This is a genomic window from Pseudomonas sp. GXZC, assembly GCF_026967615.1.
Lineage (GTDB): Bacteria > Pseudomonadota > Gammaproteobacteria > Pseudomonadales > Pseudomonadaceae > Aquipseudomonas > Aquipseudomonas azotoformans_A.
Genome location: NZ_CP114115.1, coordinates 4940795 through 4966137 on the forward strand (window position 1 = coordinate 4940795; position 25343 = coordinate 4966137).

General features: G+C 62.1%; 23 protein-coding genes. 11 read left to right on the top strand and 12 right to left on the bottom strand.

Annotated features, from left to right (window positions below; genetic code table 11):
- Window positions 1-262: 262 nt before the first annotated feature.
- Window positions 263-1237 (bottom strand): LysR family transcriptional regulator, encoded by a 975-nt coding sequence (locus OZ428_RS23260; protein ID WP_269131454.1) that lies wholly within the window; start codon window positions 1235-1237, stop codon window positions 263-265.
- 183 nt (window positions 1238-1420) lie between these two features.
- Here OZ428_RS23260 and OZ428_RS23265 point away from each other — a divergent pair, with 183 nt between their 5' ends.
- The 5 genes from OZ428_RS23265 to OZ428_RS23285 all read left to right on the top strand — a co-directional run bounded on the left by OZ428_RS23265 (window position 1421) and on the right by OZ428_RS23285 (window position 4866).
- The gene (locus OZ428_RS23265; RefSeq protein WP_016969985.1) at window positions 1421-1843 is read left to right on the top strand and encodes a RidA family protein; all 423 of its coding nucleotides are present in this window, start codon (window positions 1421-1423) and stop codon (window positions 1841-1843) included.
- Between the two features lie 17 nt (window positions 1844-1860).
- Window positions 1861-2301, top strand: a complete 441-nt coding sequence (locus OZ428_RS23270) for a type II 3-dehydroquinate dehydratase (RefSeq protein WP_269131455.1) — start codon at window positions 1861-1863, stop codon at window positions 2299-2301.
- A gap of 183 nt (window positions 2302-2484) precedes the next feature.
- The gene (locus OZ428_RS23275; protein ID WP_269131456.1) at window positions 2485-3735 is read left to right on the top strand and encodes a flavin-containing monooxygenase; all 1251 of its coding nucleotides are present in this window, start codon (window positions 2485-2487) and stop codon (window positions 3733-3735) included.
- Between the two features lie 144 nt (window positions 3736-3879).
- The gene (locus OZ428_RS23280) at window positions 3880-4395 is read left to right on the top strand and encodes a hypothetical protein (protein ID WP_156717502.1); all 516 of its coding nucleotides are present in this window, start codon (window positions 3880-3882) and stop codon (window positions 4393-4395) included.
- Between the two features lie 24 nt (window positions 4396-4419).
- Window positions 4420-4866: a hypothetical protein gene (locus OZ428_RS23285; RefSeq protein ID WP_269131457.1), complete on the top strand. Its 447-nt coding sequence runs from the start codon at window positions 4420-4422 to the stop codon at window positions 4864-4866.
- A gap of 54 nt (window positions 4867-4920) precedes the next feature.
- On the opposite strand, the gene msrA is transcribed toward OZ428_RS23285, so the two are convergent.
- Window positions 4921-5427: a peptide-methionine (S)-S-oxide reductase MsrA gene (gene msrA / locus OZ428_RS23290; protein WP_269131458.1), complete on the bottom strand. Its 507-nt coding sequence runs from the start codon at window positions 5425-5427 to the stop codon at window positions 4921-4923.
- A gap of 132 nt (window positions 5428-5559) precedes the next feature.
- On the opposite strand from msrA, the gene OZ428_RS23295 reads away from it, so the two are divergent.
- From OZ428_RS23295 to OZ428_RS23305, 3 genes are all read left to right on the top strand, one after another.
- Window positions 5560-6600, top strand: a complete 1041-nt coding sequence (locus OZ428_RS23295; protein WP_269131459.1) for an alpha/beta hydrolase family protein — start codon at window positions 5560-5562, stop codon at window positions 6598-6600.
- Window positions 6601-6627: 27 nt separating this feature from the next.
- Window positions 6628-7146 carry a DUF2569 domain-containing protein gene (locus tag OZ428_RS23300; protein WP_269131460.1) on the top strand — a complete coding sequence of 173 codons (519 nt, stop codon included), beginning with the start codon at window positions 6628-6630 and terminating at the stop codon, window positions 7144-7146.
- An 86-nt stretch (window positions 7147-7232) separates the two neighbouring features.
- On the top strand, window positions 7233-7394 hold the full coding sequence (locus OZ428_RS23305; protein WP_080642368.1) for a DUF2986 domain-containing protein: 162 nt from the start codon (window positions 7233-7235) through the stop codon (window positions 7392-7394).
- A 1-nt stretch (window position 7395) separates the two neighbouring features.
- Here OZ428_RS23305 and OZ428_RS23310 read toward each other — a convergent pair whose 3' ends face one another.
- From OZ428_RS23310 to OZ428_RS23320, 3 genes are all read right to left on the bottom strand, one after another.
- The gene (locus OZ428_RS23310) at window positions 7396-8607 is read right to left on the bottom strand and encodes a YeeE/YedE family protein (protein WP_269131461.1); all 1212 of its coding nucleotides are present in this window, start codon (window positions 8605-8607) and stop codon (window positions 7396-7398) included.
- Window positions 8608-8679: 72 nt separating this feature from the next.
- Entirely contained in the window at window positions 8680-9474 is a 795-nt protein-coding gene (locus OZ428_RS23315; protein WP_269131462.1) for a DNA/RNA non-specific endonuclease, read from the bottom strand.
- A 94-nt stretch (window positions 9475-9568) separates the two neighbouring features.
- Entirely contained in the window at window positions 9569-10786 is a 1218-nt protein-coding gene (locus OZ428_RS23320) for an MFS transporter (RefSeq protein WP_038844306.1), read from the bottom strand.
- Window positions 10787-10907: 121 nt separating this feature from the next.
- On the opposite strand from OZ428_RS23320, the gene OZ428_RS23325 reads away from it, so the two are divergent.
- The gene (locus OZ428_RS23325) at window positions 10908-11570 is read left to right on the top strand and encodes a TetR/AcrR family transcriptional regulator (RefSeq protein WP_269131463.1); all 663 of its coding nucleotides are present in this window, start codon (window positions 10908-10910) and stop codon (window positions 11568-11570) included.
- Here the strand turns inward: OZ428_RS23325 and OZ428_RS23330 are convergent.
- The 7 genes from OZ428_RS23330 to OZ428_RS23360 all read right to left on the bottom strand — a co-directional run bounded on the left by OZ428_RS23330 (window position 11515) and on the right by OZ428_RS23360 (window position 23590).
- Window positions 11515-12438 carry a LysR family transcriptional regulator gene (locus tag OZ428_RS23330; RefSeq protein WP_269131464.1) on the bottom strand — a complete coding sequence of 308 codons (924 nt, stop codon included), beginning with the start codon at window positions 12436-12438 and terminating at the stop codon, window positions 11515-11517. The two genes, OZ428_RS23325 and OZ428_RS23330, sit on opposite strands and share 56 nt — an antisense overlap.
- A 36-nt stretch (window positions 12439-12474) precedes the next feature.
- Window positions 12475-14316: a peptide transporter gene (locus OZ428_RS23335; RefSeq protein WP_269131465.1), complete on the bottom strand. Its 1842-nt coding sequence runs from the start codon at window positions 14314-14316 to the stop codon at window positions 12475-12477.
- The gene (locus OZ428_RS23340) at window positions 14313-17186 is read right to left on the bottom strand and encodes a beta strand repeat-containing protein (RefSeq protein ID WP_269131466.1); all 2874 of its coding nucleotides are present in this window, start codon (window positions 17184-17186) and stop codon (window positions 14313-14315) included. Before OZ428_RS23340 ends, OZ428_RS23335 begins: the two co-directional genes overlap by 4 nt.
- A gap of 10 nt (window positions 17187-17196) precedes the next feature.
- Window positions 17197-20226, bottom strand: coding sequence for a porin (locus OZ428_RS23345; protein WP_269131467.1), 3030 nt, complete (start codon window positions 20224-20226; stop codon window positions 17197-17199).
- Between the two features lie 45 nt (window positions 20227-20271).
- Window positions 20272-21324 carry a hypothetical protein gene (locus tag OZ428_RS23350; RefSeq protein ID WP_269131468.1) on the bottom strand — a complete coding sequence of 351 codons (1053 nt, stop codon included), beginning with the start codon at window positions 21322-21324 and terminating at the stop codon, window positions 20272-20274.
- Window positions 21325-21423: 99 nt separating this feature from the next.
- The gene (locus tag OZ428_RS23355) at window positions 21424-22749 is read right to left on the bottom strand and encodes an MFS transporter (RefSeq protein WP_038844317.1); all 1326 of its coding nucleotides are present in this window, start codon (window positions 22747-22749) and stop codon (window positions 21424-21426) included.
- Between the two features lie 187 nt (window positions 22750-22936).
- Window positions 22937-23590: a GntR family transcriptional regulator gene (locus OZ428_RS23360; protein ID WP_033900982.1), complete on the bottom strand. Its 654-nt coding sequence runs from the start codon at window positions 23588-23590 to the stop codon at window positions 22937-22939.
- A gap of 172 nt (window positions 23591-23762) precedes the next feature.
- Here OZ428_RS23360 and OZ428_RS23365 point away from each other — a divergent pair, with 172 nt between their 5' ends.
- Both OZ428_RS23365 and OZ428_RS23370 read left to right on the top strand, forming a co-directional pair.
- Window positions 23763-24632, top strand: a complete 870-nt coding sequence (locus tag OZ428_RS23365) for an NAD(P)-binding domain-containing protein (RefSeq protein ID WP_269131469.1) — start codon at window positions 23763-23765, stop codon at window positions 24630-24632.
- A gap of 28 nt (window positions 24633-24660) precedes the next feature.
- Entirely contained in the window at window positions 24661-25302 is a 642-nt protein-coding gene (locus tag OZ428_RS23370; RefSeq protein WP_269131470.1) for a 4-carboxy-4-hydroxy-2-oxoadipate aldolase/oxaloacetate decarboxylase, read from the top strand.
- Window positions 25303-25343 lie beyond the last annotated feature (41 nt).

The following is a 25343-nucleotide window of genomic DNA, read 5'->3' on the forward strand; positions in this document are numbered from 1 at the left end:
AGGGTCAATTCGTAAAAGCCGGGGCACTGGGTAGGCAGAACCTATGCAGCCCAGAAGGCTGTATGTGGCTAGCCCGCGTCCTGTGGTGAGCAGGCTTGCTGTGGTGAGCGGGCTTGCCCCGCGCTGGGGCGCGAAGCGGCCCCATCCAGGCTTCCCGTTTTTCCAGTTAGAACTCGCTGTCAGGTATTGGGGCCGCTCCGCGCCCCAGCGCGGGGCAAGCCCGCTCACCACACTGCAGCCGGCGCCTTTATTTGGTGCAACCTCAGTTCACCCCACTCAAGACCCGCACTGCATGCGGATCAAAAAAGCTCGGCGGCGCCATGCCGGGGATGTACTGGTCGGACACAAACATGCGGCACCGCTCGGCAAACGCCGACACCACCCGCGACGGCTGCGTGTTGCAGGCAGTGGCGTAGCCCAGGCGCATCGGCCGGTGTGAACCGGCCAGACGCAGGCGGATCACCCGTTTGCCGTCCTGGGACAGGTTCGATTTGGGCCGCGCATTCGCGAAGGAATAGCCGATGCCGTTGCCCACCATGGCGCGCACCGTTTCGAGGTTGGTGGAGCGCATGATGATGTTCGGCGTGGTGCCGGCCTGGATAAACAGGCTAAGGAAATAGTCGCGGCTCCACGGCGTGTCGAGCAGCACCACCGGGTAAGCCTCAAGGTCTTGCATGCTGACGGCCGGCGAGTTCGCCAGCGGGTGATACTCGCCGACCATCACATACGGCGGCAGCTGGGCCAGGGGCTGGAAGTCGATGTCCGGGCTGGTCACCAAGTCGTAGGTGAGGGCGATATCCAGCTCACCACTGCGCAGTTTTTCCAGCAGTTCCTCATGGTTGCCTTCGGCTTGCGTCAGCCGCACACCGGGAAACGCACGGCCGAAACCAAACACCAGTTCCGGCGTGATCATCGGCGCCAGCGACGCCAGGCAGCCGACCCGCAACGGCCCGCGCACAGTGTTCAAGGACTCCGAGGCGATGGTGTAGAGGTTGGTCATCTGCTCCAGGATCAGCTTGGCTTCCTGCATCACCAGGCGCCCCACCGCCGTGAGGGAAATGCCCTGGGCGTGGTGGCGGATAAACAGCTGGATGCCCAGCTCGGCCTCCATATGGGTGATCGCCGCCGAAATCGACGGCGACGACACATGGATGCGTTCAGCGGCCGCACTGATGCTGCCCGCCTCTCCCGACGCAACAAAATACTCCAGTTGACGCTGAGTAATACGACTGAGCATCACGCCTGCCCCCTCAACAATGACTGTACCGGGTGCGTTGCAGGGTTCGTGCCGGGTCACGCGCAAACCGATGACCTGCACGGGCTTCGGTTTTTCCTAAGCACTACCCCGCGCAAATGCTGGTTTCGTTGCAATCGAGCCGGTGTGAAGCTGGCTGCATCCCGTTTTCCACGAGTTGCCGTTATGCCGACCCACACTCGCATTCGCATGTTCAACACCCAACAGACCTACCCCAACCAGGCGCTGGACAATGACCTGTGCCAGGCCGTGCGCGCCGGCAACACCATTTATGTGCGCGGCCAGATCGGCACCGATTTCGACGGTAACCTGGTGGGCTTGGGCGACCCACGCGCCCAGGCCGAACAGGCAATGAAGAACGTCAAGCAACTGCTGGAAGAGGCAGGCTCTGACCTGTCACATATCGTGAAGACCACCACCTACCTGATCGACCCACGCTACCGCGAGCCGGTGTACCAGGAAGTCGGCAAGTGGCTCAAAGGCGTATTCCCGATCTCGACCGGACTGGTGATCTCGGGCTTGGGCCAGCCGGAGTGGTTGATGGAAATCGACGTGATTGCGGTTGTGCCGGATGACTGGCAGCCCTGAACAACCTGGAGTACGCCATGACCCCCTCTGTGTTTTTCCTCAACGGGCCCAACGCCAACCTCTACGGTTTGGACAAAGCCGGCACCTACGGCAGCGAGAGCTTCTCCAGCATCGAAGCCCGCTGCCAAGACCTCGCCGCGACATTGGGCCTGACCCTGGATTTTCGCCAGAGCAACCATGAAGGCGTGCTGGTGGACTGGATTCAAGAGGCACGCTTGAACGCCGACGCCATCGTGATCAACGCCGCCGGGCTCAGCTACAGCTCGGTGCCGATCCTGGATGCGCTGCTGGCCTTCGACGGGCCGATCATCGAAGCGCACATGAGCAATATCTGGAAGCGCGAAAGCTTTCGGCACCACTCCTATGTATCCAAGGCCGCCACCGGTGTGATCGCCGGGCTGGGGGCGCTGGGTTACCAACTGGCACTGACGGCCGTGGCCGAGCTTTTGGAAACATAAGCCTCAGAGACGGCCGAGCCGTTGTGGTGAGCGGGCTTGCCCCGCGCTGGGGCGCGAAGCGGCCCCAAACCTGACAGCGAGGTTTGACTGAAAGAACGCCGTGGCTTGATCAGGGCCGCTACGCGCCCCAGCGCGGGGCAAGCCCGCTCACCACAAATAGTTAACTATCCTCGGGAACCGACCATGTCAGTAGAAACCATCAACACTCTGGTCGTCGGCGCAGGCCAGGCCGGCGTCGCCATGAGCGAACACCTGTCGCTGATGGGCGTGCCGCACATCGTGCTGGAACGCCACCGCATCGCCGAACGCTGGCGCTCGGAGCGCTGGGATTCCCTGGTCGCCAATGGCCCGGCCTGGCATGACCGGTTTCCCGGCCTCACATTCGAGGGCATTTCGCCGGAAGCCTTTCCTCCCAAGGAACGCATGGCCGACTACTTCGAAGCCTACGTGGACAAGTTGCAGGCCCCCGTGCGCACCGGCGTCGAGGTGCAGCAGGTAGAACGTCATGTGGGGCGACCCGGCTTCAAGGTGACCACATCGGCCGGCGTGATCGAAGCCGCCAATGTGGTAGCCGCCACCGGCCCGTTCCAGCGCCCTTCCATCCCGGACATCGTCCCGACCACCGCACCGCTGCACCAACTGCACTCGTCCAGCTACAAGAACCCCGGTCAACTCCCTGAAGGCGCTGTACTGGTCGTCGGCGCAGGCGCCTCCGGCTCACAAATCGCCGAAGAACTGCAAAAGGCCGGCAAGACCGTGTACCTCTCGGTGGGCGAACACTACCGCCCGCCCCGCGCCTATCGCGGCCGTGACTACTGTTGGTGGCTGGGCGCGTTGGGCCTGTGGGATGAAGTCAAAATCCAGCCGAAGAAAAAACACGTGGCCTTTGCAGTAAGTGGCTATGAAGGTGGCAAGACCGTCGACTTCCGCCGACTGGCCCACCAAGGGATTCACTTGGTGGGCGTCACCCAGGATTGGAAAGACGGCGTCATGACCTTCCAACCGGGCTTGGCCGGGAACGTGGCTCAGGGGGATCGCGCCTACTTTGATGTGCTGCGCGATGCAGATGCCTATATCGAGGCGAACGGGTTGCCGTTTCCGCCGGAGCCGCAGGCCTGGGAGTTGTTGCCAGACCCTGAGTGCCTTGTGAATCCGATGTTGAGCCTGGACCTGGCTGAAGCAGGCGTGACCACGATTCTCTGGGCGACTGGCTTCACGTTCGATTTCAGTTGGTTGAAGGTGGACGCATTCGATGAGAAAGGCGAGCCGTTCCACAAACGCGGGATCTCGGCGCAGAGCGGCATCTACTTCCTGGGGTTGCCCAATCTGGTAAACAGGGCATCGTCGTTTATCTATGGGGTTTGGCACGATGCGAAGTACGTGGCGGACCATATCGTGCTGCAGAATGAGTACAGGGCGTACGAAAAGCGCTGATCCCCATCACTACGAAGCTGTTTCTTCGGTTAACGCCTTGTTTGTGTCAACATTGCGCACTGCGCCACTGCCCTCCCAAAGCTGCGCTATGCCCGGCTTCAATGGCCAATGGATTTACCTGGGAAACACCTCAAGGACGTCTCGATGCGAATCACCCTTTCTCTGCTTACGCTGGCCGTGGTCGGCAGCCTCCTCAACGGCTGTGCATCGACCTCGACGCCTCAGGCCCGTTATTTGAGTTCTGCGCAAAGCGTGGTCTCCGATCGAGCGGATATGGACTTCAAGGATGGCAACGTCTATTTCAAAGTGCCTCACAACGTGTCTTCCGCTACACAGTTCAGCGAAAGCCTGAACACCTGTGTTCAATTTCAAGTCGCTACCTACCAAAAGAATGGCCAGGGTGTGCAGGTCTTTCGCTCCCTGGGCTACACCGAAGCGCAAATCATCAATCAGGGCAGCCGCCTGTGCATGGAAAGCAAAGGCTGGGCGCTCTACACAGTGGTCAACAACCAAGTGCAACACGTTGACCGCAGTGAGCGGGTTTATGCCGCCATGTCCGAGCGAGAGCTCGAACTCGCCCGCGACCTGCTTGTCGGTCAGCGTGCGTGGTACCTCCAATATGCACCGCAGGTCCTGGCCGTCGGGGATTTAGGGAAATAAGTGAAGGGTCAAGGAGACGATAACGTGGCAACAGAAAAAACCAAGAAAGTGTTTTGGTATTCGGCGTGGGTCTTGCTGTTTGTTGGTTTGGCCGGCGTGCTGATAAAACAGGCCTTCGAAGAAACACCTGAGCCTAGTAAACCCAGCTACCTCAGCGACCTCATCATCCTGACCGCGCGAACGACGCCGCGTGATCGAATGGTCAACGAGGACATCAGGTTCGACCGGGCGGAAGCGGCTAACAGCCACGCGATAAAGTTCTATTACACGCTGGTCAACTACGATACCCAGCCCGATAGCTTTGACCTGGACGCGACATTCGCCGACATCACCCAGGTTGTTTGCGCCGCGCAGATGCCCAAAGACTCGTCAATCCTCACACTGGGCGGCACCTTGATTTATATTTTTGGCAGCAAAAACGAAAAAGAAGTGGGGCGGTTCGAAATCGACAAGCAGACCTGTGCTGGCTGACCATGAAGGGGACGGATTGATCCGCCCCCTTCATTGTTTTGCCGTTGCGCTGACTTAACCGCGCTTGGGCAACTTCCAGTTCGGCCGGATAAAGTGGCAGGTGTACCCATTGGGAATCCGCTCCAGATAATCCTGGTGCTCCGGCTCTGCCTCCCAAAATGGCCCCGCTGGCTCAATCTCGGTCACCACTCGGCCCGGCCATAACTTCGAAGCATCCACATCCGCTGCCGTATCCTCGGCCACGTCCCGTTGCTGCTCACTCAGGTAATAGATCGCCGAGCGATAACTCGGCCCCCGATCATTGCCCTGTCGATTCGGTGTGCTCGGGTCATGGATCTGGAAAAAGAACTCCAGAATCTGCCGATAACTGATTACCGCCGGGTCAAACACGATCTCGATGGCTTCCGCATGGTTGCCATGGTTGCGGTAGGTGCCATTCGGCACATCCCCACCGGTGTAGCCGACGCGGGTGTGCAGCACGCCGGGGTAACGCCGCAACAGGTCTTGCATGCCCCAGAAGCAGCCGCCGGCGAGGATGGCGGTTTCGGTTGGGTTGGTCATGGTCGGTTCTTCCGCGCAATGGATACAGGCAAGTTATGGGGTTGGGTTGGCAAATACCAAGGGTAAAGGGGGGTACCCAGACGATCGGTTTCAGGTAATGATGCGCGACCAAAATCAAGGAAGATAACAACAATGAAAACCGCTTTGCGCGCCCTGCTTGTGTTTTGCCTGACCACGCCCGCCCTCGCGGCCGAAAGCCCCGTCGGTTTCAAAACCACCACCCTGCCCGACGCGCAGACCAGCCGCCCGCTGGAAATGGTGGTCTGGTATCCCGCTGCAAGCACCGCCAAACCGCAACTGATCGCCGACAACGGGGTATTCATCGGCGCCCTCGCGGTGACAGATGCACCACCAGCTGCCGGTGAGCATCCTTTGGTCGTGCTCTCCCACGGCTACGGCGGTAATTGGGGCAAACAGGTGTGGTTGGCCAGTGCATTGGCGCACAAAGGGTACATCGTGGCGGCGGTCAATCACCCCGGCACCACCACCAAGGACCGTAGCCCGCAGGCCGCCGCTCAGTTATGGAAGCGCCCGGCCGACCTGAGTCGCGCCATTGACGCGGTCCTGGCCCAGCCCAAGCAATTTGGCGCGGTGGCAAAGAATCGCATTGCCGCCGTCGGCCACTCCCTCGGCGGCTGGACGGTGCTGGAGATTGCCGGCGCACGCTTCGATCCCGATCTGTTCACCCAAGCCTGCAACGCACACCCCAAGCTCGGCGGTTGCATTGGCTACCATGAGATGAACCCCGCCGGCACGCCCGAAGGGAAAGCCCAGTTAGCCGCTGACTTGAGCGACAAACGCGTCACTGCCATTGTGTCCCTGGACCTGGGCCTCGCGCCCGGCTTCACCGACGCCAGTCTCGCCACCCTTCCGGTGCCGGCTTTGGTGATTGCGGGTGGCGTACCCACAGAGGACATGGACCCTAACCTGGAGTCCGCCGCGTTGGTCAAGCGCCTGCCCAAAGCCTCGACTCAGTACGTGGAGATCGGCGATGCCACTCACTTCACGTTCATGTCGATCTGTAAGCCTGGCGGCATGGAGTTGATTGAAGAAAGCTCGCCGGGCGATGGCATGATTTGTCGGGATGGTGAGGGGGCTCGGCCGAGGGCGGAGATCCAACAACAGGTGATAGGGCTGATAACTGCGTTTCTGCAGCAGTCGTTCAGCCATTGATCAACTGAGTTACCGACGGAGCGCAACATGCAAGAAAGCACAGATTTGAGAGGGTTACGAGGCTGGCTCGTGCTCATTGGAATAGGCCTAGTGATCTCGATTGCGCGCACGGCCTATAGCCTTCTCGCGGTGCAATACCCTCTTTTTACAGAGGGCACCTTTACCGTGCTGTCTACACCTGGGACGCCGCTGTACAACCCGTTGTGGGGGCCGATTTTGGTGTCGGAGGCGCTGATTAATGCGTTGTTTGTCGCCACCTACGCGTACCTCATTTACCTCTTCATCACCGAGCATTATCTATTTCCCAAGGTTTATATTGCGACGGTGCTTGCGTCGGCGGTGTTCATTCCGCTCGATGCCTGGGCGTGCTCATTTGTGTTGGTGGATCAACCCATCTTCGACTACAACACAACAAAAGAACTGGCACGGACGTTGATCGCCTTGTTCGTATGGGTGCCTTACATGCTGGTCTCCAAACGGGTAAAGGCAACGTTTGTCATGCATAAGCCGCTGGGGGCTGCCCCTCATTCCGCCGCCCCCCTTTAACGACACACGTTAAAAAGCACCCCAGAGAACGGCGTCGGTTTTTAAGCTGGTATCATCCCGAGCCTGAACAACCCGGATAGAACCCCATGAACCGCCAGAAAAAACTCCAGCAGCTCTTCAAGGAAAAAGCCAAGAAGGCCAACGCCAAATTGGCGCCGAAGAAAAAGGACAAATACATCAGCAAGGCGGACCGGGAAAAGCTGGCGGCTGAAGCGGCTCAGGCGCCAGACAGTTCCGTTCAGGACTGACTCAGCAACCGCTCAACGCCACCTGCGGCCGCTCACCCGCGAAGAAAAACGGCCGCAACCGCACGCCCACGCTGTTGCCAATGAACGCCGCCACCAGCCACACCCAGCCATGCAGGCTGCCCGAGGCGATGCCACTGAAGTACGCACCGATGTTGCAGCCGTACGCCAGGCGCGAGCCGTAGCCGAGCAACAGGCCGCCGATTACCGCCGCCGCCAGCGAACGCGCCGGAATCTTCAGGCTGGGGGCGAAACGCCCGGCCAGGCCGGCGGCCAACAGCGCGCCGAGGACGATGCCGATGTCCATCACGCTGGTGATGTCTTCCCACACCGGCGCAGCCAGCGCCTTGGCGTTGCCCGGCATCTGCCAGAACGCCCAACTGGCCACGTCCACACCCAGGCCGCTGGCAACTTTGGCGCCCCACAGCGCAAACGCCGAGGTAATGCCCCAAGGCCGACCCGCCAGTGCCAGGGTGGCGTAGTTGAGCAAGGCCAGGCCGATGGCGCCCCACACCAATGGCCACGGGCCGCGCAAGAAGCGGCGCAGGCCTTGATGCTCGCTTTTCACACCCTCTTCCAATTGACCATGACGAGCCTTCTCCAGGCGCACGGTCACCACTGCAATGATCGCAAACACCGCCAGGCTCAGGCCCATCGCCGGCACCACGCCGAAGCTCTTGACGATGGACACCGCCGGGAAGGCCGGCAGCGCAAACCACCAGTCCACGTGGTGCGTGGCGATCAGCGAGCCACAGATAAAGAAGAACAACGTCACCAGCATGCGCGCATTGCCGCCACCCACGGTGAACAACGTGCCCGACGCACAGCCGCCGCCCAACTGCATGCCGATGCCAAAGATGAACGCCCCAAACACCACCGACACCCCGGCCGGCGCCACCAGCCCGACCACCGGCTGCCCAAACAAACTGCCCGCCCCCAATGCCGGGAAGAACAACAGCACCGCGATCGCCAGCATCACCATCTGCGCACGCAAGCCGGCGCCACGGCGATCATTGATGAACACGCGCCAGGCCGAGGTGAACCCGAAGGCGGCGTGGTAGAGGGTCAAGCCGAGTGCCGCGCCGACCACCAGCAACAACACCTGGTGCGAGCCGACGCTGTTTTGCAGGAACAGGGCGCCCAGCACCAGAATGATAAAGGCCACCAACGGCGCGACGGGCGCGCGCGCGGGAGCGAGAGGAACAGAGGTGTTCATGGGGTATCTCGGTAGATTTGAATGGGCGCGAGTATAAACCCCAAGGCAAGAGATTGTGGTGAGCGGGCTTGGTCAACTCCGCCCCACCGACCCCAACACCGGAAGATCCCCCAACAACCTGAGCCCGGTGCTCTTCACAAACGTCTCATAATCCATCGGTTTTTGAATGCGCGTCTCGGCATTGGGCAGCACATACGCCCAGGCACGTTTGCTGGAGGCGTCGTACACCAGCTTGAACAGGCGCGTCGGCACCCAGACCTTGTTGGCGCCGATGGTGCCGTAGCCAGGGTCGAACAGCGGGCCGGTAAACACGTACACATCGCCACCGGCACGCACGGCAAACTTGCGCACGTCAGCCTCGACCTTGCTCCAGATCTTGCGGTTGTTCGTGGGATCCTGGGGCACCATATTCGACAGCGCGAACGACTGCGCCATGGCGTTGGCATTCGGCGCGTCGGCGGCTGGGGATTGGTGGCCACGGTCCACGGCGGGATGCTGGGCGCGGTAGTCGCTCAACTCTGCACGGCCACCTTTGGGAATACGCGGGTCGGCGTAGAACTGGTTAGTGCGCTCCTCGCCCTTGGCGTCTTTCAGGAGTGCAGCGTTCAAGCGTTCGACTACCACCAAGGGCGTCTTGCTGGTTTGCGAGTAGAGCACGGCGAAATGGTCGGAGCACAGGGCCAGGGGTTTCATCGCGGCCGGCACGGTGGCGGTCTTGATCGGGGCGGCGGGGAACAGGTCGGCGCAGCTGTCGAAGCTGAGCTGTTTTTCCTGTTGAGAATAGAGGTCCGGCAAACTTCGGGCGTTGGCCCCAGAGGAAAGCAAAACAAGGGCGGTCAGCCCAACGGCAATTTTGCGTAGGTACATGCATTAAATCTTCGAAAGGAAGTGAAGCGGCTGGCTCCGCCGAGCGGAGCCAAGTGGATGATATTGCGAGGATTATTGACTAAGGAATGTCAGATTAGTGCCCGGCCGCTGTAGGTTTTCCCGCATCCCGCGCGCCCGGCGTGAAGCCGTGGGCACTGGCCCCCCAGGCGATCACCAGTGATACGCCGATCAACACCAGCATGGCCCACGGAAACGACGCCACGCCCCAGGTGTCCAGCAACACCCCGCCGACCACACCGCTGCCGGCAATCGCGCTGTTCCACGCCACCACATTCAGCGACAGCGCCACGTCCGCGCCATCCCCCGCCGCGTCGGCCAGGGCGGTTTGCAGCAGGGTCGCGGCGCCGCCGAAACTCAGGCCCCACACCGCTACGCCGAAATAGATCACCTCGGGCACATTGCCCAGGAAGCCGAACACCAGGCTTATCGCCGCGAAGGTCACCAGGCTCACCAGCACGGTCTGGCGCAGCAGCGGCTCGACCAACTTGGCCGTGAGCCAGATCCCCGCCAACGCGGCCACCCCGAACACCAACAGCACCAGGTCAACCCGCTCTGCCAATCCGGCAGGCGCTACGAACGGCGCGATGTAGGTGTAGAGAATGTTGTGCGCCAGCATCCAGCTGATCACCACCGCCAGCACCGGCCGCACGCCCGGCGTGGTCAACACTTTGCCCAGGGACAGCCGTTGGTGCGCCGGTTGAGGCGCGTAGTCCGGGACTTTCACCAGCACCCACGCAATCAGCACCAGGCTGACCGCCGACATCAGGCCAAAGGTCGTGCGCCACCCCACCAGCCCACCCAGCCATGTGCCCAACGGCACACCCAACGACAACGCAATCGGTGTACCGACCATCGCCAGCGCGAGTGCCTTGCCCTGTTGGTGTGGCGCAACCATGCGCCGGGCGTAACCGGCCAGCAGGCTCCAGGCCAACCCCGCCGCCACACCGGCAAAGAACCGCGCCACCAGGGTCACGCCGTAGTGAGACGACAACGCGGTGATCGAGTTGAACAGCAAAAAGCCGACGATGGTCAGCAGCAACACATTGCGCCGCCGCCAGCCGCGGGTAGCGATGGTCATGGGGATCACCGCCAGCACCGAGCCCAAGGCATAGGCGGTGACCATCTGCCCGGCCATCGACGGCGAAATCGCCAATCCTTCGCTGATCAACGGCAACAGGCCCGCCGGCAGGGTTTCGGTGACGATGCAGATGAAGCCGGTCATGGCCAGGGCGAGCAGAGCGCCGATGGGCAAGCGGTCGGATGACGCCGATAACGTAAGTGAGGGTGTCACGGGAAACTCCTTGAGCGGGACTTAGGTACTGATCGATATAAATGTTGCAAGCGCACCCACCACGTTGTCAACGACTTATGTATCGACTAGTATTTATCTCGCTATCCACCGGAGACCTGACATGGCACAGATGGGCCGCCCCCGCACTTTCGACCGCGAACACGCCGTGGACCAGGCCTTGCACCTGTTCTGGCAGCACGGCTACGACGCCACCTCCCTCGCCCAGCTCAAGGCCGGCCTGGGTGGCGGCATCTCCGCACCGAGTTTTTATGCGGCGTTCGGCTCCAAAGAGGCGCTGTTCGACGAGTGCGTGCAGCGTTACCTGGCGACCTACGCCCAGGTCACCGAATGCCTGTGGGACGAAAGCCTGTTACCGCGTCAGGCGATTGAAACAGCGCTGCGCCAGTCGGCGCGCATGCAGTGCGAAGACGGCCACCCTAAGGGCTGCATGGTAGCGCTGGGGGTGATGAGCGCGCCGAGCCCGGAGAACGCAAGGGTGGCGGATGGGTTGACCCAGTCGCGGCGACGCACCCGTGCGGGGATTGTGGCGTGTGTGGAGCGGGCGATGCGCCTGGGCCAGTTGCCGCAGACGCTCGACCCGGCGGTGATGGCGGCGGTGTTTGACAGCTTCTTGCAGGGCGTTTCGATCCTGGCACGGGACAACGTGCCCCATGCCACTATCGACGCGGCAATCAGCCAGCTCCTGCTGACCTGGGATATCGCGGCCTCTACGGCGCCGCCCATTCGTCCCGACACCGCATCAGGAAATCCACAAACGCCCTAACCCGATGCGGCACATAGCGCCCATGGGGATACAACAAGGTAAACGGCCGCGAACGCCCGCCAAACGGTTGCAATACCTCCACCAGGCTACCGTTTGCCAGTTCCTGTTCGACGATGAACTTGTAGGTCTGAAACAACCCCGCGCCATGCTTGGCCAGGGTCACGCCGCCGAGCACATCGTCGGAACAACTGTACCCCGCCTCCCCCGCATATTCCTGCGCCTTGCCGTCCACCTGGAACAACCATGAGATGCGCCGGCCATTGCTCGGCAGTTCGTACTGGATGCATTCATGGGTGGGCAAGTCTTCCAACGTCTGTGGGATGCCGGCGCGTTTCAGGTAAGACGGCGATGCCACTACTACCAGTTCGCCGTCTTCCAACAGGCGGGCAATCAGCGACGAGTCCGGCTGGGCGCGCACGCGGATGGCCAGGTCGTACCCTTCGGCGACAAAGTCGATATTGCGGTTGCTGATGTGGATATCCACCGTGACTTGCGGGTACAGCGCGCGAAACCTGGGCAGCAGCGGCAGCAAGCGGTGATGGGCGTAGGTGGTGGGAATGCTGATACGCAGCAAGCCCGACGGCACGGCCTGCGCGCCCATCACTTCCTGCTGCGCCTCCACCAGTTGGGTCAAGGCCTGGCGGCATTGCTCGAAGAAGGTCCGACCGCTGTCGGTAAGACGGATGCTGCGGGTGGTGCGCACAAACAGGCGTGAACCCAGGCGTTCTTCCAGGCGCGAGATGCTGCGGCTCACGGCCGCCGGGGTGACACCCGCCACCTGCGCGGCGGCGGTGAAGCTGCTGGCTTCGGCGGCGAGGCAGAAGAGTTCGATACTGCCCAGCTGCAAATCTTCGAAATGGCGCTTCATAAGGGTGACACCGGGTATCCGCTCAAGCCTGCAAAACTATAGCAAGCCCGGCAGGTTGGCCAACAGCGCGTCACTCAAGGCATGGGGCGCACCGCCGAACAGGCGCTGCAGTGGCGCGTCTGTTCCCAGGTGCCGGTATAAATCGGCGCGCTCGGTGTAGTCGCCCGCCAACCGCACCGCCGCCTGCACATAGTCTTCATGGGTGCGCGCTACCGTCCAATCGGGCAACCCCACCCGCCGGAACAAGCCCTCATCGATATGCTCGAACACCTCCGGCCCGGTCTTGCACACACCGGGCAGACCCGCCGTGAAGGCATCGATGATGCCGTTGGTATTGCCGAACGGGAACGGGCTCAGGAACAGGTCGCAGCGGTTCAGCGTGGCCATGTAGTCGGCATAGGGCTGGTGCGGGTACACCGTCGCATCGCCCACATAACGCTCGATCAAGCGCACCAGTTGCGGGAATAACAGCCCTTGGGCCTGGCCTACCAGGAAGTGAAAGCGCACGCGTTTGCCGTAGAGGTGCAACGTGCGCACGGCGATCGCCTGGCAGGCGCGCAGGAAGGTGGGGTTGAGTTTCATCGTGGTGGCGGCGATGGCGATGTTGACCCAGGCGTGGTCTTCACGCATGACGTGCGGCAAGTCGATGGGGATGGCGGACGGCCGATACGGCTGACCATTGGCCGGCAGTTGCAACAGGCGCTCGGTAAAACACGCCGGGTCACCGACAAAATCTTCCTCCACGCTGATCAGGTCGATATGCCGCGACGCCGTGGTCGCCGGATGCCCCAGCGCGGCCACCTGCAACGGCGCAAAACGCAGGTTACTGGCAAACAGCGTGATCTGGAACATGCCGACGCTGGGCATGTAGAACACCTCGGGGCGGCGTGCGCTGGCAAGCGCAGTGAGCTGGCGCAGGCACTCGAACAGGTCATCCGGTTCGCGCAGCTCGATAAATTCATCGAACACCTCGCGACCCAGCGCATCCACATTCGCCGCATACCCCACGGCCACCACTTGGAAATCCCGACGCGCCGCCTGCAGCGTCAGCGAATGGGTGCGGTAGATCGAATGCCCGCCGGAGAACCATTCCAGCAGCACCAGCATCAGCGGCTTGGCGCGCGGCGGCGCCACGGCGACGGGCACGCTGTGGATGCCCAGGCTGGCAAGCTTGCGTTCGATCAAGGTATTGATCGACGCCTTGATGCGATGGCGCTCGGGCAAGTCGGCGTAACTGCAATGCATGTACACGTCATGCAGCACATTGAGCGGCAGTGCATCCAGGCTGTCGAGTTGTTCCAAACGCCCCGGTAACCACGCCAGCAATGCCTCGCGCTTGGAGTGCGCCGCCGGAGTACCGAGAAAGCGCGGCGACAACAATGCCATGAACAGGGCCGCCGCCAACGTCGGGTTCTGCGCCCACAGCAGGTCAACATCCAGCGGTAACTGGGATTCCGGCGAGTACAGCAGGCAGAATTTCACCAAATTCTGCTCGGTGATGCGGTAGTCGTTGCCCTGTGGCCCGAGCAGGTTCAGCGAGCGCAGGATGTGGTCGCCGTTGATAAAGGCACTGGCGGCAAACAACGACGACAGCCAGCGCTGCAAGTTGATCAACTGGCCAAAGCCTCCGGGGCTGAGGCTGAACGTCGGGTCGGAGAACAGCGCCGTGATGGCGCAGGTCAGCCGCGTCAGCACGTGGCTTTCCAGCTCTCCTGGTGTGAGCGCGGGCGACACGCTCAGGGAAAACTGTTCGGACAACTTGCCGTAGTTGCGGTCGATCAATTGCAGCAGGCGCACCAGCTCACGGGCGCCGCCTTCGTGGTCGCGGCTGTAGCAAAGGTATTCGAAGGCTTCCAGGGAAAAGGGTTGGTCGGTCATAGCGGTTGCACCACGTCGATGCTCACCTCGTCGGTAGCCGTGGGTTTGAGCACCTGGCTCCAGGTTCCGCCGACCATCTGGCCCTGATGATACTGGCGGGTCGGTTCGCTGGTCGCCTCCAGCAAGCCGTTGTGGATCAACCCGCCCCGATTGATCAACACCGCGCCATTACCGGTGGCGGTAATCGACGAGGTGCCGTTGCTCTGGCTGATGTAATTGCCCGCTGGCGCCTCCAGGTCCAGGCGCAGGGTGCCGTCCACCACTTGCAGGGTGTTGGTGCCGTTGTCGAAGCTCAATGCCGCGCCCCCGGCACTCCGTGCGGTGACGGTAAGGTTGCCGCTGCCGCCGGTCATCACGTTGTTGAAGCCCCGCGCATTGGTGGCGTTGAACGACAACCCCGTCCCCACTACCAGCGCTGTGCCTTGCAGGCGGATATCACCGCTGCCGGACAGGATATTCACCCCATTGCCCGCCCCGGAGGCGCCGCTGCGGATGCTCAGGCCTGGCGCACTCGACGCCGCGCCGGCCGTGCCGCTCAGGGACAAGCTGCCATCCTGCGTTGTCAGGTTGATCACCGAGCCGGTGCCCGTGGAATTCACCACCGTGCCGGAGTCGCCTGCGCTGAAGCCGTCGACAGCGAGAGTGCCACCCGCCCCTGCGCTCAGGGTCACCACGCCCGTGGTGGACGCCGCCAAGAACACGCCCTTCCCGGAATCGGCGGTGCCTTGCACCGTCAAGGTGCCGCTGCCTACGCTCAAGGTTTGCGTCGAACTCGTTGCCGTCGAACACACCAGCACGCCGCTGCCCGACACCGCACTGCCGCGCAGGGTGAGGTTGCCGCTGCCGGTGGCGGCGATGGTGTTGCTGGTGCTGAAGATCCGCGTGCCGTTGCCGCTGCCCAGGTTGGTACTGTCGACGCTGATGGAACCGGCACCCGAGGTGAGAATGTTGCTGCCGCCCGTCAGCACAAACGCATCGCCACTGCCGGTGCTGCTGGCCTGCACGGCGGTGATGCTGATGTTACCGCCGCCCGCGTCCAGGGTACTGCGGCTGATGTTGATTGCGGTGGCCGTGGAGCCTGCGGCCAGGCTCGACGAGGTGGCGCCACGCAAGGTGATGTCGCCGCCGCTGGTACTGATGCGCGTGCCGTTGGTCATCGAAATGCCCACGCCATTGCTGACGTTGGTGCTCGCCCAGGACGTCGCCGGATCCACCGCGCCGCTGATGGTCAGGTTACCGCCGTTGGTGCTGATGCTCGCGTTGCTCAACGCCACCGAGCCGTTGCCGCTGTTGTTGAAGTTGGACACCAGCGACACGTTCAGCGTCTTGCCGGTGCCATTGCTGATGCTGGTGTTGGTCATCACGATATTGCGGTGGGCCTGCAACGTCAGGGTGGCGTTGCCGACGCCCTTGACGTTGGACAGCACGTTGATATCCCCCGAAGTGCCGGCGCCCGACGACGTCGTCACGAGGATATTTGCTCCTTCGGACAACGATGCATTAAGGGTCGCCGAACTCAGGTTGGAACTGGCCCCGGCATTCGGCGTGAACGGCGAACTGGTGGAGGTGCCGGTGCTGGCGCCGTTGGTGATATTGATGTTGAACGGGTCGATCAACCAGCTGCCGCCCTGCCCCGACACCGCACTGAGGTCGACAATACCGGCCACATCCAGCGCATGCCCGGAGGTTTCCACCAGCCCGCCACGCCCCTGGCTGCCGGCGCCGCGCACGCTGATGTCGCCGTAGAACCGGGTGCTGTCCTTGGACCACAGGATGACCTTGCCGCCATCACCGCGGCTCAGGGCATTCGCGCTGATGCGCGCATCGCTGCCCATGAAAGTGCTGTCGGCCTGATGCAGGTTGCCACTGCCCTGGTAGTCGCCGCCCATCAACACGGTGCCGCCGCCAATGTCGCCATCGGCATCGATACGGCCGCTGTCGAACAGGCCGACGTATTGCCCAGTCATCGTCACGTTGCCGCCGCGCTCACCGCTCTGTTTACCCGAGACATCCAGCACGCCGCTGTTGACCACCACGCCACTGTCGCCGCCATCGAGGATGATGCGGCCGTTGCGCTGTTGCAGGCTGCGTGCCTCGATCACACCTTCATTGTTCACCACGTTGCTGAGCATGGCCTGTGAGTCGTGGGCGGTCAGGGTCACCGCGCCGCCGTTGGCGCTGAGCAGGCCACGATTGACCACGCTGGCGCCGATGGCCGGGTCGTTGACCTCGACATTGATCAGGCCGTCCCCGGTGAAATCCAAGGTGATCTTTTCCCCACCGCCCAGCACCACCGAGCCCAGCCGCGCGACCACCGTGCCTTCGTTGCGCACCTGGACGCCGAGCAACGCCACGCTGCCGCCGTCCCGCGCACTGATCGTGCCTTGGTTGACCACCGCACCGCCGCCCTGGCCGGCGAACACGTTTTTGCCGGCCATGAAATCGCTGTTGGAAATGTTCAGCGAACTGGCCACCAGCCCACCCACATCCACCATGGAGCCGGCGCCAAACAATACGCCTTGGGGGTTGATCAGGAATACCTGGCCATTGGCATTCAGGTGCCCAAGGATCTGCGAACCGTCGCTGCCGGTCACGCGGTTGAGCGCCACCGACGACGCGCCCGGTTGCAGGAAATTCACCTGGGCGTTCTTGCCGATATTGAAGGTGTCCCAGGTGGCGATCAGGCGGTCGCTGCCCTGGTTCACCGTGAGAACATTGCCGTTGCTGCTGATGACGCCACTGCCGGCAACCACTTGGCCATTGGTGGGCAACGCATTGTTGTCCAGCGCCAGCGCGGGCATCGGCACCAGGCCGTAGAGGGCGCAGAGCACGGCAAACGTCAGGGGTTTGAGAACATGGGATTGGCGCATGACCGGCTCCTCAGAACGAATAGTTGATGCCAGTGCCAACGGCGCTGATGGTGGTGCCCACGCCGGGCGAATAGCCGGTGGCGGCGGTCACGCCGGTTAAGGCGAAGTTGTAGTTGGCCAGGGACTGGTTCTTCAGCAACACGTACTGGGAGAACAGGTCGATGTTCTTGGTCAGCTTGTAGTTGAAGCCCATCGCGTACTGGGTGGCGCCCATGCCATGGGTGTCGCACTCCACGGGGGTGGCGCGGATCATCTCGCACTTGCCCGCCAGGGCCTTGCCGTAGCTGGCCTTCAAGGTCCAGGCGCCGATCTTGTGGGTCGCGCCCAGCAGGTAGGCGCGGCGACGGTAGTGGGACAAGTCGCTGGTGGCCGTGCTGTTGTTGATCACGCCATCTTCGGAATACGACAGGTCATCGGCGATCACCGAGAGCTTGGTCGCACCAAAGTCATAGGCCAGGCCGTAGCGGAAGCTGAAGTCATCCGAAGAAGTACCGTCGGTGACATGGGTGGTGCTGCCCAGGCCACGGGCGTTGCGCCCCAGGTCGGCAATGCCGAAGTAATTGATGTGCCGCTCGGCCGCGACCACCGCCATGAAGCCGCCGTTGTTGTAGGTCAGGCTGCTGCCGTAGATATAGCCCTTGTCCACATCACTGGCGGCGCGCATGCCGTTGTTCGAATACGCCAGTTTGAGTTGCAGGCCGTTCCACACCGGCGTCCAGTATTCCACCACGCCAGCCTGGCGCCGGTTGAACGCCGCGTCGCCGTTGACGGCCGTGTCGTTGTAGCTTTGCGGGCCGTTGACGTTGGTCGACAACCCGGCACTGAACCCCGGCGAACCAATGATGTTGAAGTACGCCGCGCTGGTCTTGCCGTTGAACGGATCAAGGCTGGTGGTGGACTCTTTCATCGGCATGTCCCACACCCCATACAGCAGCGTGCCGTAGTCGGTGTTGCTGAACGCCGCACCGGTGTTGCGCAGTTTGGTGCTGGGCGATGCCGAGGTGTTCAGTGTTTTGTCGTTGCTCTCGATGTAGTTCATCGAGATCCCGTATTCGAGCTGCCACAGCAGTTTCCAATCGTCGGTCAAGCCATAGCCGCCGTGCACGCCGATGGCCGAGACGTTGTCGCGGGCCCGCCAGAAACTGGCCATGTTGCGCCCGTTGGGGGTGGCGAGACGGCTCTGGTCGGCGGGCGCGGCCGGGGTTGAGCCATGGCGGTCGACATACTCCGGGATAATGCCGATATTGCCGTAGATCACGGTATCGGTCTCGGCGACTTCGAAGTCCTCGCCCTTGGAACCGATGTCACTGGCCAACCCGGCAAACGCTTGGGGCGAGCCGGAAATGGAGAACCACAGGCGCTTGGCGGCGCGGTCGTCGCTGGTGGGGTCTTCGCCCGGCGAGAAGGCCAGGCTGGCGTTCATCACCAGATCGCGGTGGTAGAGGTTCAGGCCCACGCCGTAGCCGTAGCGCGTCAGGGTGTTTTCGCTGTTGTCCCAGGGGTTCTTGTTGACCGTGACCTTGCCTGCATCCGCAAACAAGGTGCCCTCGGCTATCGCGCCTTTGAAGCGCCCGAGGTATTTGCGCAGCTCCAGGCGGCCGAGGATGCCCTCGTCACCGGCCACTTCACCCACGGGATAGGCGCGCACGCCATTGGGGCCGCCGAGACTGAGTTTTTCCGACGAATCAAGGTTCTTGTCGGCCCACTGACCGGTCAACGAACCCAACAATGAATAGCCGTTGCCCAGGTATTGCAGGCGACTGAAATTGGCATTGGCTTTCTTGTAGCGTCCGGCTGCATTGGCGGTGAGCGCATCCAGCGCGGCGTCTGCAGCGGTGTTTTTATCCAGGTCGCCGATGCCGTAGGCCAGGCTCCAGCTGTTGTTGCCCTGCCAGGCATCACGCCAGTTGCCATACAGCGTGGCACTGCGAAACACCGCAGATTTGTTCACCGTGAAACCGCCCGCCGAGTCCTCGAAACGCCGATGGTCTTCGGCCAGGTTGAGGCTGATGTTGCTGTCCCGCGAGCGCAGCAAGGCGCTGTTGATAAACACCGAAGACACTTCGGCCGTGCCGTCCGCATCCAGGCCCTTGAGGTTCTTGCCGATGTTGTATTCCAGCTCGGCATAGTTGGCGCCCACCGAGATGCCGGTGGCGCCCAGCGGCTGCTGGTAGCCGACGCCCTTGATGTCCAGGCCTTCGAAAGAGTTCTGTGAGGTGACGGTGAAACTGTCGCCAATCCCCAACGCGTCATTAAGGCTGACGCTGGAGGTCAGGCGGTTGGCGCCAGTGTAGTAGTTGCCGTAGTTGTCGATGGCGGCGCGGGCGGTCCAGGCGGTCATTTCGCTGAGTTTGAGCACGATGTCGGCGGCGCCCGGTTGCTGCGACGGACGCAGGATGGCGTGTACCGAAACCCCGGTGATGTCCGACAGGCGCAGCAGCACGCGCTCCAGGTCCTGCTCGCGAATGATGGTGCCCGCCGGCAAGGCATTGACGAACTGCTGCTGCACGCCGGGACGCAGGCGCACATTGGAATCCGGCAAGGTGCTGACCTGGCCGATCACCCCTTCGGAAACCGCCACGACGACCTGGCCGTTTTGAATGTCCTGGGCTGGCAGGTAGGCCCGCGCCACCAGGTAACCCCGCGCCCGGTAAAGCGCGGTGACCTGCGCCGCGGCCTCGCGTAGTCCTTCAAGACCCAGCGTCTTGCCCACATAGGGTTGCAACGCCGCCTGCACTTGCCCGCCGTTGAGTTCGCGATTGCCCTTCACCACGAAGCGCTTGACCTGCAGTTGCAGGGTCGAGGTGCTGGCTGTGGGCGCGGGTTCATCACCCTGGCTTTCGATACGCACGCTGCCGGGGGGCGCCGGTTGCACGTTGTCCGTGGGGCGCAGTACCGAGCGACTGTTATCGAACAAGGTGCCGGACGAAGGCAGCGTATCGGCCTGGGCCTGGGCGGCGATCAGGGTAGCGGCCAGCAGCGACAACGCGCCAGGCCCCCAGGCGCGGGGCGCCCGGGTGGAGGGGAAGTGTGGGCTCATACAGTTCTCTTATTGTTTTTATCGAGACGCAGCGTGGGGCTAGGCTTAGGGAAACAGCATCCGTGCAACGGCTTTATCGCCGAGCAATCGCGCCGCGTTATGGCCGATCCCGGGGAGGGTATGCTGTGGATGGCGCAACGGAATCTGCCACTGGCGGGACAGGAACTGCTCGTAGCTCACGTAGTTGAGCTGGCGATCCAACCGCGTCGCGCCTTGGTAATTGGCACCGCAGGAACTGTCGAGTACGCGGCTGGTGGGGTTGTTATCCTGGGCGCCGACCAGGTAGGTGATGTCGCGCGCGGCATAGCGGGAAAACAACTGGCGGCTGCTGAGGTGTTGGTTGAGCAGGTATGCGGGGGCGCCGTCGATACCGTAGCGATAGCGGCTGTAGCTGGGGCACATCACCGTCACGACGGGCTTGAACACGCCGTCCTGCAGGCGGCTTTCTTCGAAATACACGTAGCTCGACGGGCTGGCAACGACGTAGCGGATGCTCAAGCCGTGGGCCTTGAGGCCGCCATCCAGGTCATTCACTACCGCGTAGCGCTGCATCAATTGCGCGCCCGCCGAGTGGCTGACCATCACGATTTCCTTCAGCGCCGGGTAACGCTGACGGTCAGACAGGTAGGCGACCACATCGTCCAGTACCTGGAAGGCCGGGATGCCCTTGTGACCGAATTGGGACTCGATGCCGTGCATCCATTTGTCGCGGGGCCACAGCGGCATGTCGTCGCTGACACCGGCGTCGGTGGGGGTGAGGAAATTCGGCGCCAGCAACAGGGTGTTTTGCAGGTGGGCGTTGCCGAGCAATGTGCGGCCGGTCTTGAAGTACTGGTCACCGTCACGTTGCACGCCATGTACGATCACCACCGCGCGCTCAATTGTGTTGGGCGGGTTGTAGAGGTCGGCGTTGGCGTACACCAGGAACGGGTAGGCACTGCCATCATGGCCCAGGCGCAGGACCTGACGGGCATCGGCCTCGGGTTTGTCGGCGCTTTCGCTATGCACGTCGACCTTGGCGCAACTGGTCAGCGTGCCCATCAAGGCCAAGGTAGCCAGCAATGTGGTGAAGGGTTTGGTGGACAGGCTTATCGACATGGCCGGGCGCTTCTCTTGTTTTTTTACGAGCCTACCAGTGCTGTCCACCTATGAAAAATATCTAAATAACGGAGTTTGGATACTTTAAAAATATGACCCTCATTGGCTCACCGGCACCGGTTCGGCAATGGTCAACAGCACCAGGAAACTGGCAAAGGAGCCGATCGCCATGAACAGGAACACCTGGGACCAGCCATAACTGTCGAGCAGCAGCCCCACCAGAAACGGCGCCGCCGCACCGCCTAATTGCCCGCCCATGTTGACGATGGAACTGGCAATCGGAAAGGTCTTCTTGGTGGCCAGGCCCATCGGGTAAACCATGTAGGACGAGTAACCGATGCTGATCAAAGTGCCGGTGAGGAACAGCAGCGCGGCGTACAAGGTCGGGTCATTCGGTGAGTTGATCAGCGCGTACATGGTGCCGACCGTGGCCAGCGCCGAGAGCATCATGCCGGGCTTGCGCCGCTTGCCCAGCACGCGGTCGGACAGGATGCCACCGAGCAGGTTGCCGCAGATCGCCCCCACCCACGGCGCGGCCGAGACAAAGCCCATGTTCATGATCGAGAACTGTTTGACCGTCATCAGGTAGGTGGGGATCCACGACAACAGCACCATGGTGATGCCCACCTGAAAGCTGTAGCTCAGGGCGCAACCGACCACATTCCAGGACCGAAACAGCCCGCGACTGGTCGCGATAGGTTCCACCGGTTTGACGCGGATAAAGGCGTCCAGGCGCTTGAAGTGCCGTTGCGCGCCTTCGGTTTTCTGGGTGATGACATTGTTGGTTTCATCAGTGATATGCGCCAGTTCGCCGGCATTCACAAAGCGGCTTTGCGCCGGCTGGTTGGCCACCAGGAAGTACCAGGCAATGGACAACACAATGCCCGGCACGGCGAAGATGTAGAAGATCTCGCGCCAGCCCCACATCGCCACGATCGCCACGCACAACGGTGGCACGATCACCGGGCCGAACTTCACCGCGGCCAGGAAGATACCAGTGGCGGTGCCCTTCTCTTTGGCCGGAAACCATTGGTTGATGGTCGACGCGATACCAATCGGCAGCGGGCCTTCGGCAATCCCCAGGGCAAAACGGTAGATTTTCAAGGCCAGCACCGAATTGACCGTGCCCATCAAGGCGGTGAACACCGAGGTGGCAATCATCGAAAACGAGAAGATCTTGCGCACCCCGAAACGGCTGGAGGCAAAACCCGAGGGAATCTGCGCCAGGGCATAGGCCAGCAGGAACACACTGAGCAAGGCGCCGGCTTCGGCGTTGGTCATCGGGTATTCCTCGCGGATAAACGGCAAGGCCACGCCCAGGTTGGCGCGGTCGGCCGAGGCCACGGTGTACACGAGAAAAAACAGCCCTGCGACGATCCAGCGGAAACGCGACGGTTTTTCAGCGGTGGGGACCTGAATACTCATACGGGATACCTGGTTTTATTATTGGAATGTGCCGTGTGTGTCGAATCCGGGGTGCAGGCTCCCGCTGAGGCAGGTTCAGCCGCCTCAGGTCTGGTGTTTCTTGGGGTCCTTGTGAACGTCAGGCAGGAGTCATTGCCCGGTCTCGTGGCGCCGACTCTAACGCATATTGTTTTAGTTTTGTATTTTTTTATCGACGAACGGGCGACTCACTGCGCCGCGCCATGAAGCGCAGGTAGGCCATGCGGATATGGGTTTGCATGGCGCGCTGGGCCAACTCGCCATCGTTCTGCTCGATGGCATAGGTGATGTCCAGGTGCTGCTGCAGGCTGCGTTCCAGGTCGGCTGGGCGGTAGAGGAAAAACGAACGGGTGATCACCGGCATGTCGATCAAGGTGGCGAGCATCGATTTGAGCCGCTGCGAGCGGGCGATCTCCAGCACCTGGGCATGGAAGGCACGGTTGGCCTCCTGCACGCGCAGGGTCACGTCCGGCCCTTTGCTGGCGATGGCGTCCGCCATCAGCGCGTTGATACGGTGCAGTTCAGCCAGGTCCTGCGGGGTCGCGCGCTGGGCGGCGAGCAAGGCTGCGTGGGGTTCGAGCAGCTCGCGCAAGCTGAACATTTCTTCCAGGTCCCACTGGGTCCAGCCGGCGACAAACACTCCACGGTTGGCCTCGATCACCGCTAGGCCGTCGTCCACCAGCTTCTTCAGCGACGCGCGCACCGGCGTGCGGCTCAGACCGAACTCCTTGCCCAGCGGCTCTTCCTTGAGCTGCGTACCGGGCTCGTACTGGCCGGCGATGATGCGGTTTCTCAAGGTCTCGTAGATGAGATCGTTGGCCATGTTTGCCTTCTGTGTCGAGGTGGGTCAGGGCTCTGCCCCGGGGTGCCAACAGCGGATTCTGAGGCTTGTCGCAGGCTAATGACAGAGGATCGTCCGGGCACTTTGTACAAAAATCGTTTGCAATCACTCAAATTGTATTTTAATTGTATTGTCACCTGAATCCGGAGGCGACATGAAAATAACAATCATAGGGCTCGGCGAAGTCGGCCGTTGCTATGCCCAGGCCTTGGCGTCCAATAGCACCGTGAAGTTGCTGCTCTGCGAGCAACGCATCGCACCGGCGGCACAACGGTTGGCGGACGAATTGGGTGTGCAGATCCACCTGGGTGTAGGCGACTGGCTGACCGAATCGGACTGCGTGCTGTCCTGCGCGGTGGGCACCCAGTCCCTGGAAGTAACCCGCGAATGCCTGGCGCACCTCAAGCCTGGCACGCTGTTTGCCGACCTCACCACCGCCGCCCCCGAGCGCAAGCGCCTGGCCGGTGCCGAAGCCGCACAGCAACGGGTCGACTACGTAGATGTGGCGATCATGGGTGCTATTGCCTACCTGCGCGAAAAGACCCCGCTGCTGTGTTCCGGCGCCAAGGCGGATGCCTTTGTCGAACTGTTGCTCAGCGCCGGGGCCACCGCGCGCGCCTTGCCCGCCAGCCAACCCGGCGATGCAATCACGCTGAAAATCCTGCGCAGCGTCTTCACCAAAGGCATGGAAGCACTCGCGGTGGACGTATTGCTGGCGGCCGAACGTCAACAACTGCGCCCTGCCCTCTATGAAGTGCTCAAGGATATCGACCAGGCACCTCTGCCCGCCTTCCTGGAAATGCTTGTGTCCACCCACGTGGTGCACGCCACACGGCGCTTGCATGAAGTCGAGGATGCCCAAAGGCAGTTGGCGCTGCTCGGCATGGCCAGCAGCGTACTCGGCGGCGTGCGCCAGCGCTTCAGCCACAGCAGCGAAGGCCTGGTGCTGGAACCGATCACCGAAGAACAACCGAGCCTTGCCCAAGCATTGGATTGGCTCGGCCGTCACACCCCAACCGCTTGAACAGCCCTTATAAAAACGGAACGCCACCATGCCTGTTAGCCAAGACCAACTCGACACCCTCAAACAACTGGGCACCGCCACCATCCACGAAGCCCAGGGCCAGAAAGGCGCTCTGGACAGCGGTCTGCGCCCGGTCGACCCGAGCCTGCGCCTGGCCGGCCCGGCCTTGACCGTAGACTGCCGCCCCGACGACAACCTGGCCATCCACTATGCCCTGACCAAAGCCAAATCCGGCGATGTGCTGGTGGTGGACGCCAAGGGCTTCATGGAGGCCGGTCCCTGGGGCGACCTGCTGACCCTGGCCTCACAGAAGCTCGGGATTGTCGGCCTGGTGATGAACGGCGCCGTGCGCGACGCCAATGCCATCATCGAAATGGGCTTCCCGACCTTTTCCCGCGGCCTGAGCATCAAGGGCACCAACAAATGCCAGCCGGGAAAGGTCAACGTGCCCATTGTGATAGGCGGCGTGAACATCAACCCCGGCGACATCATCGTCGGCGACCGCGATGGGCTGGTGGTGGTGGAACGGGATCGCGTTGAAGAAGTGATCCGGTTGAGCCGTAGTCGGGAAGATAAGGAGGATGGGATTCGGGCGGGGCTGGAGGCAGGGAAAAGTACGGTTGACCTGCTGGGGTTGGCGCCGACGCTGGAGAAATTTGGGATGCGCTGATGAAGCAGGGCAATTTCCCGATCACCTGTAGGATCTGCCTG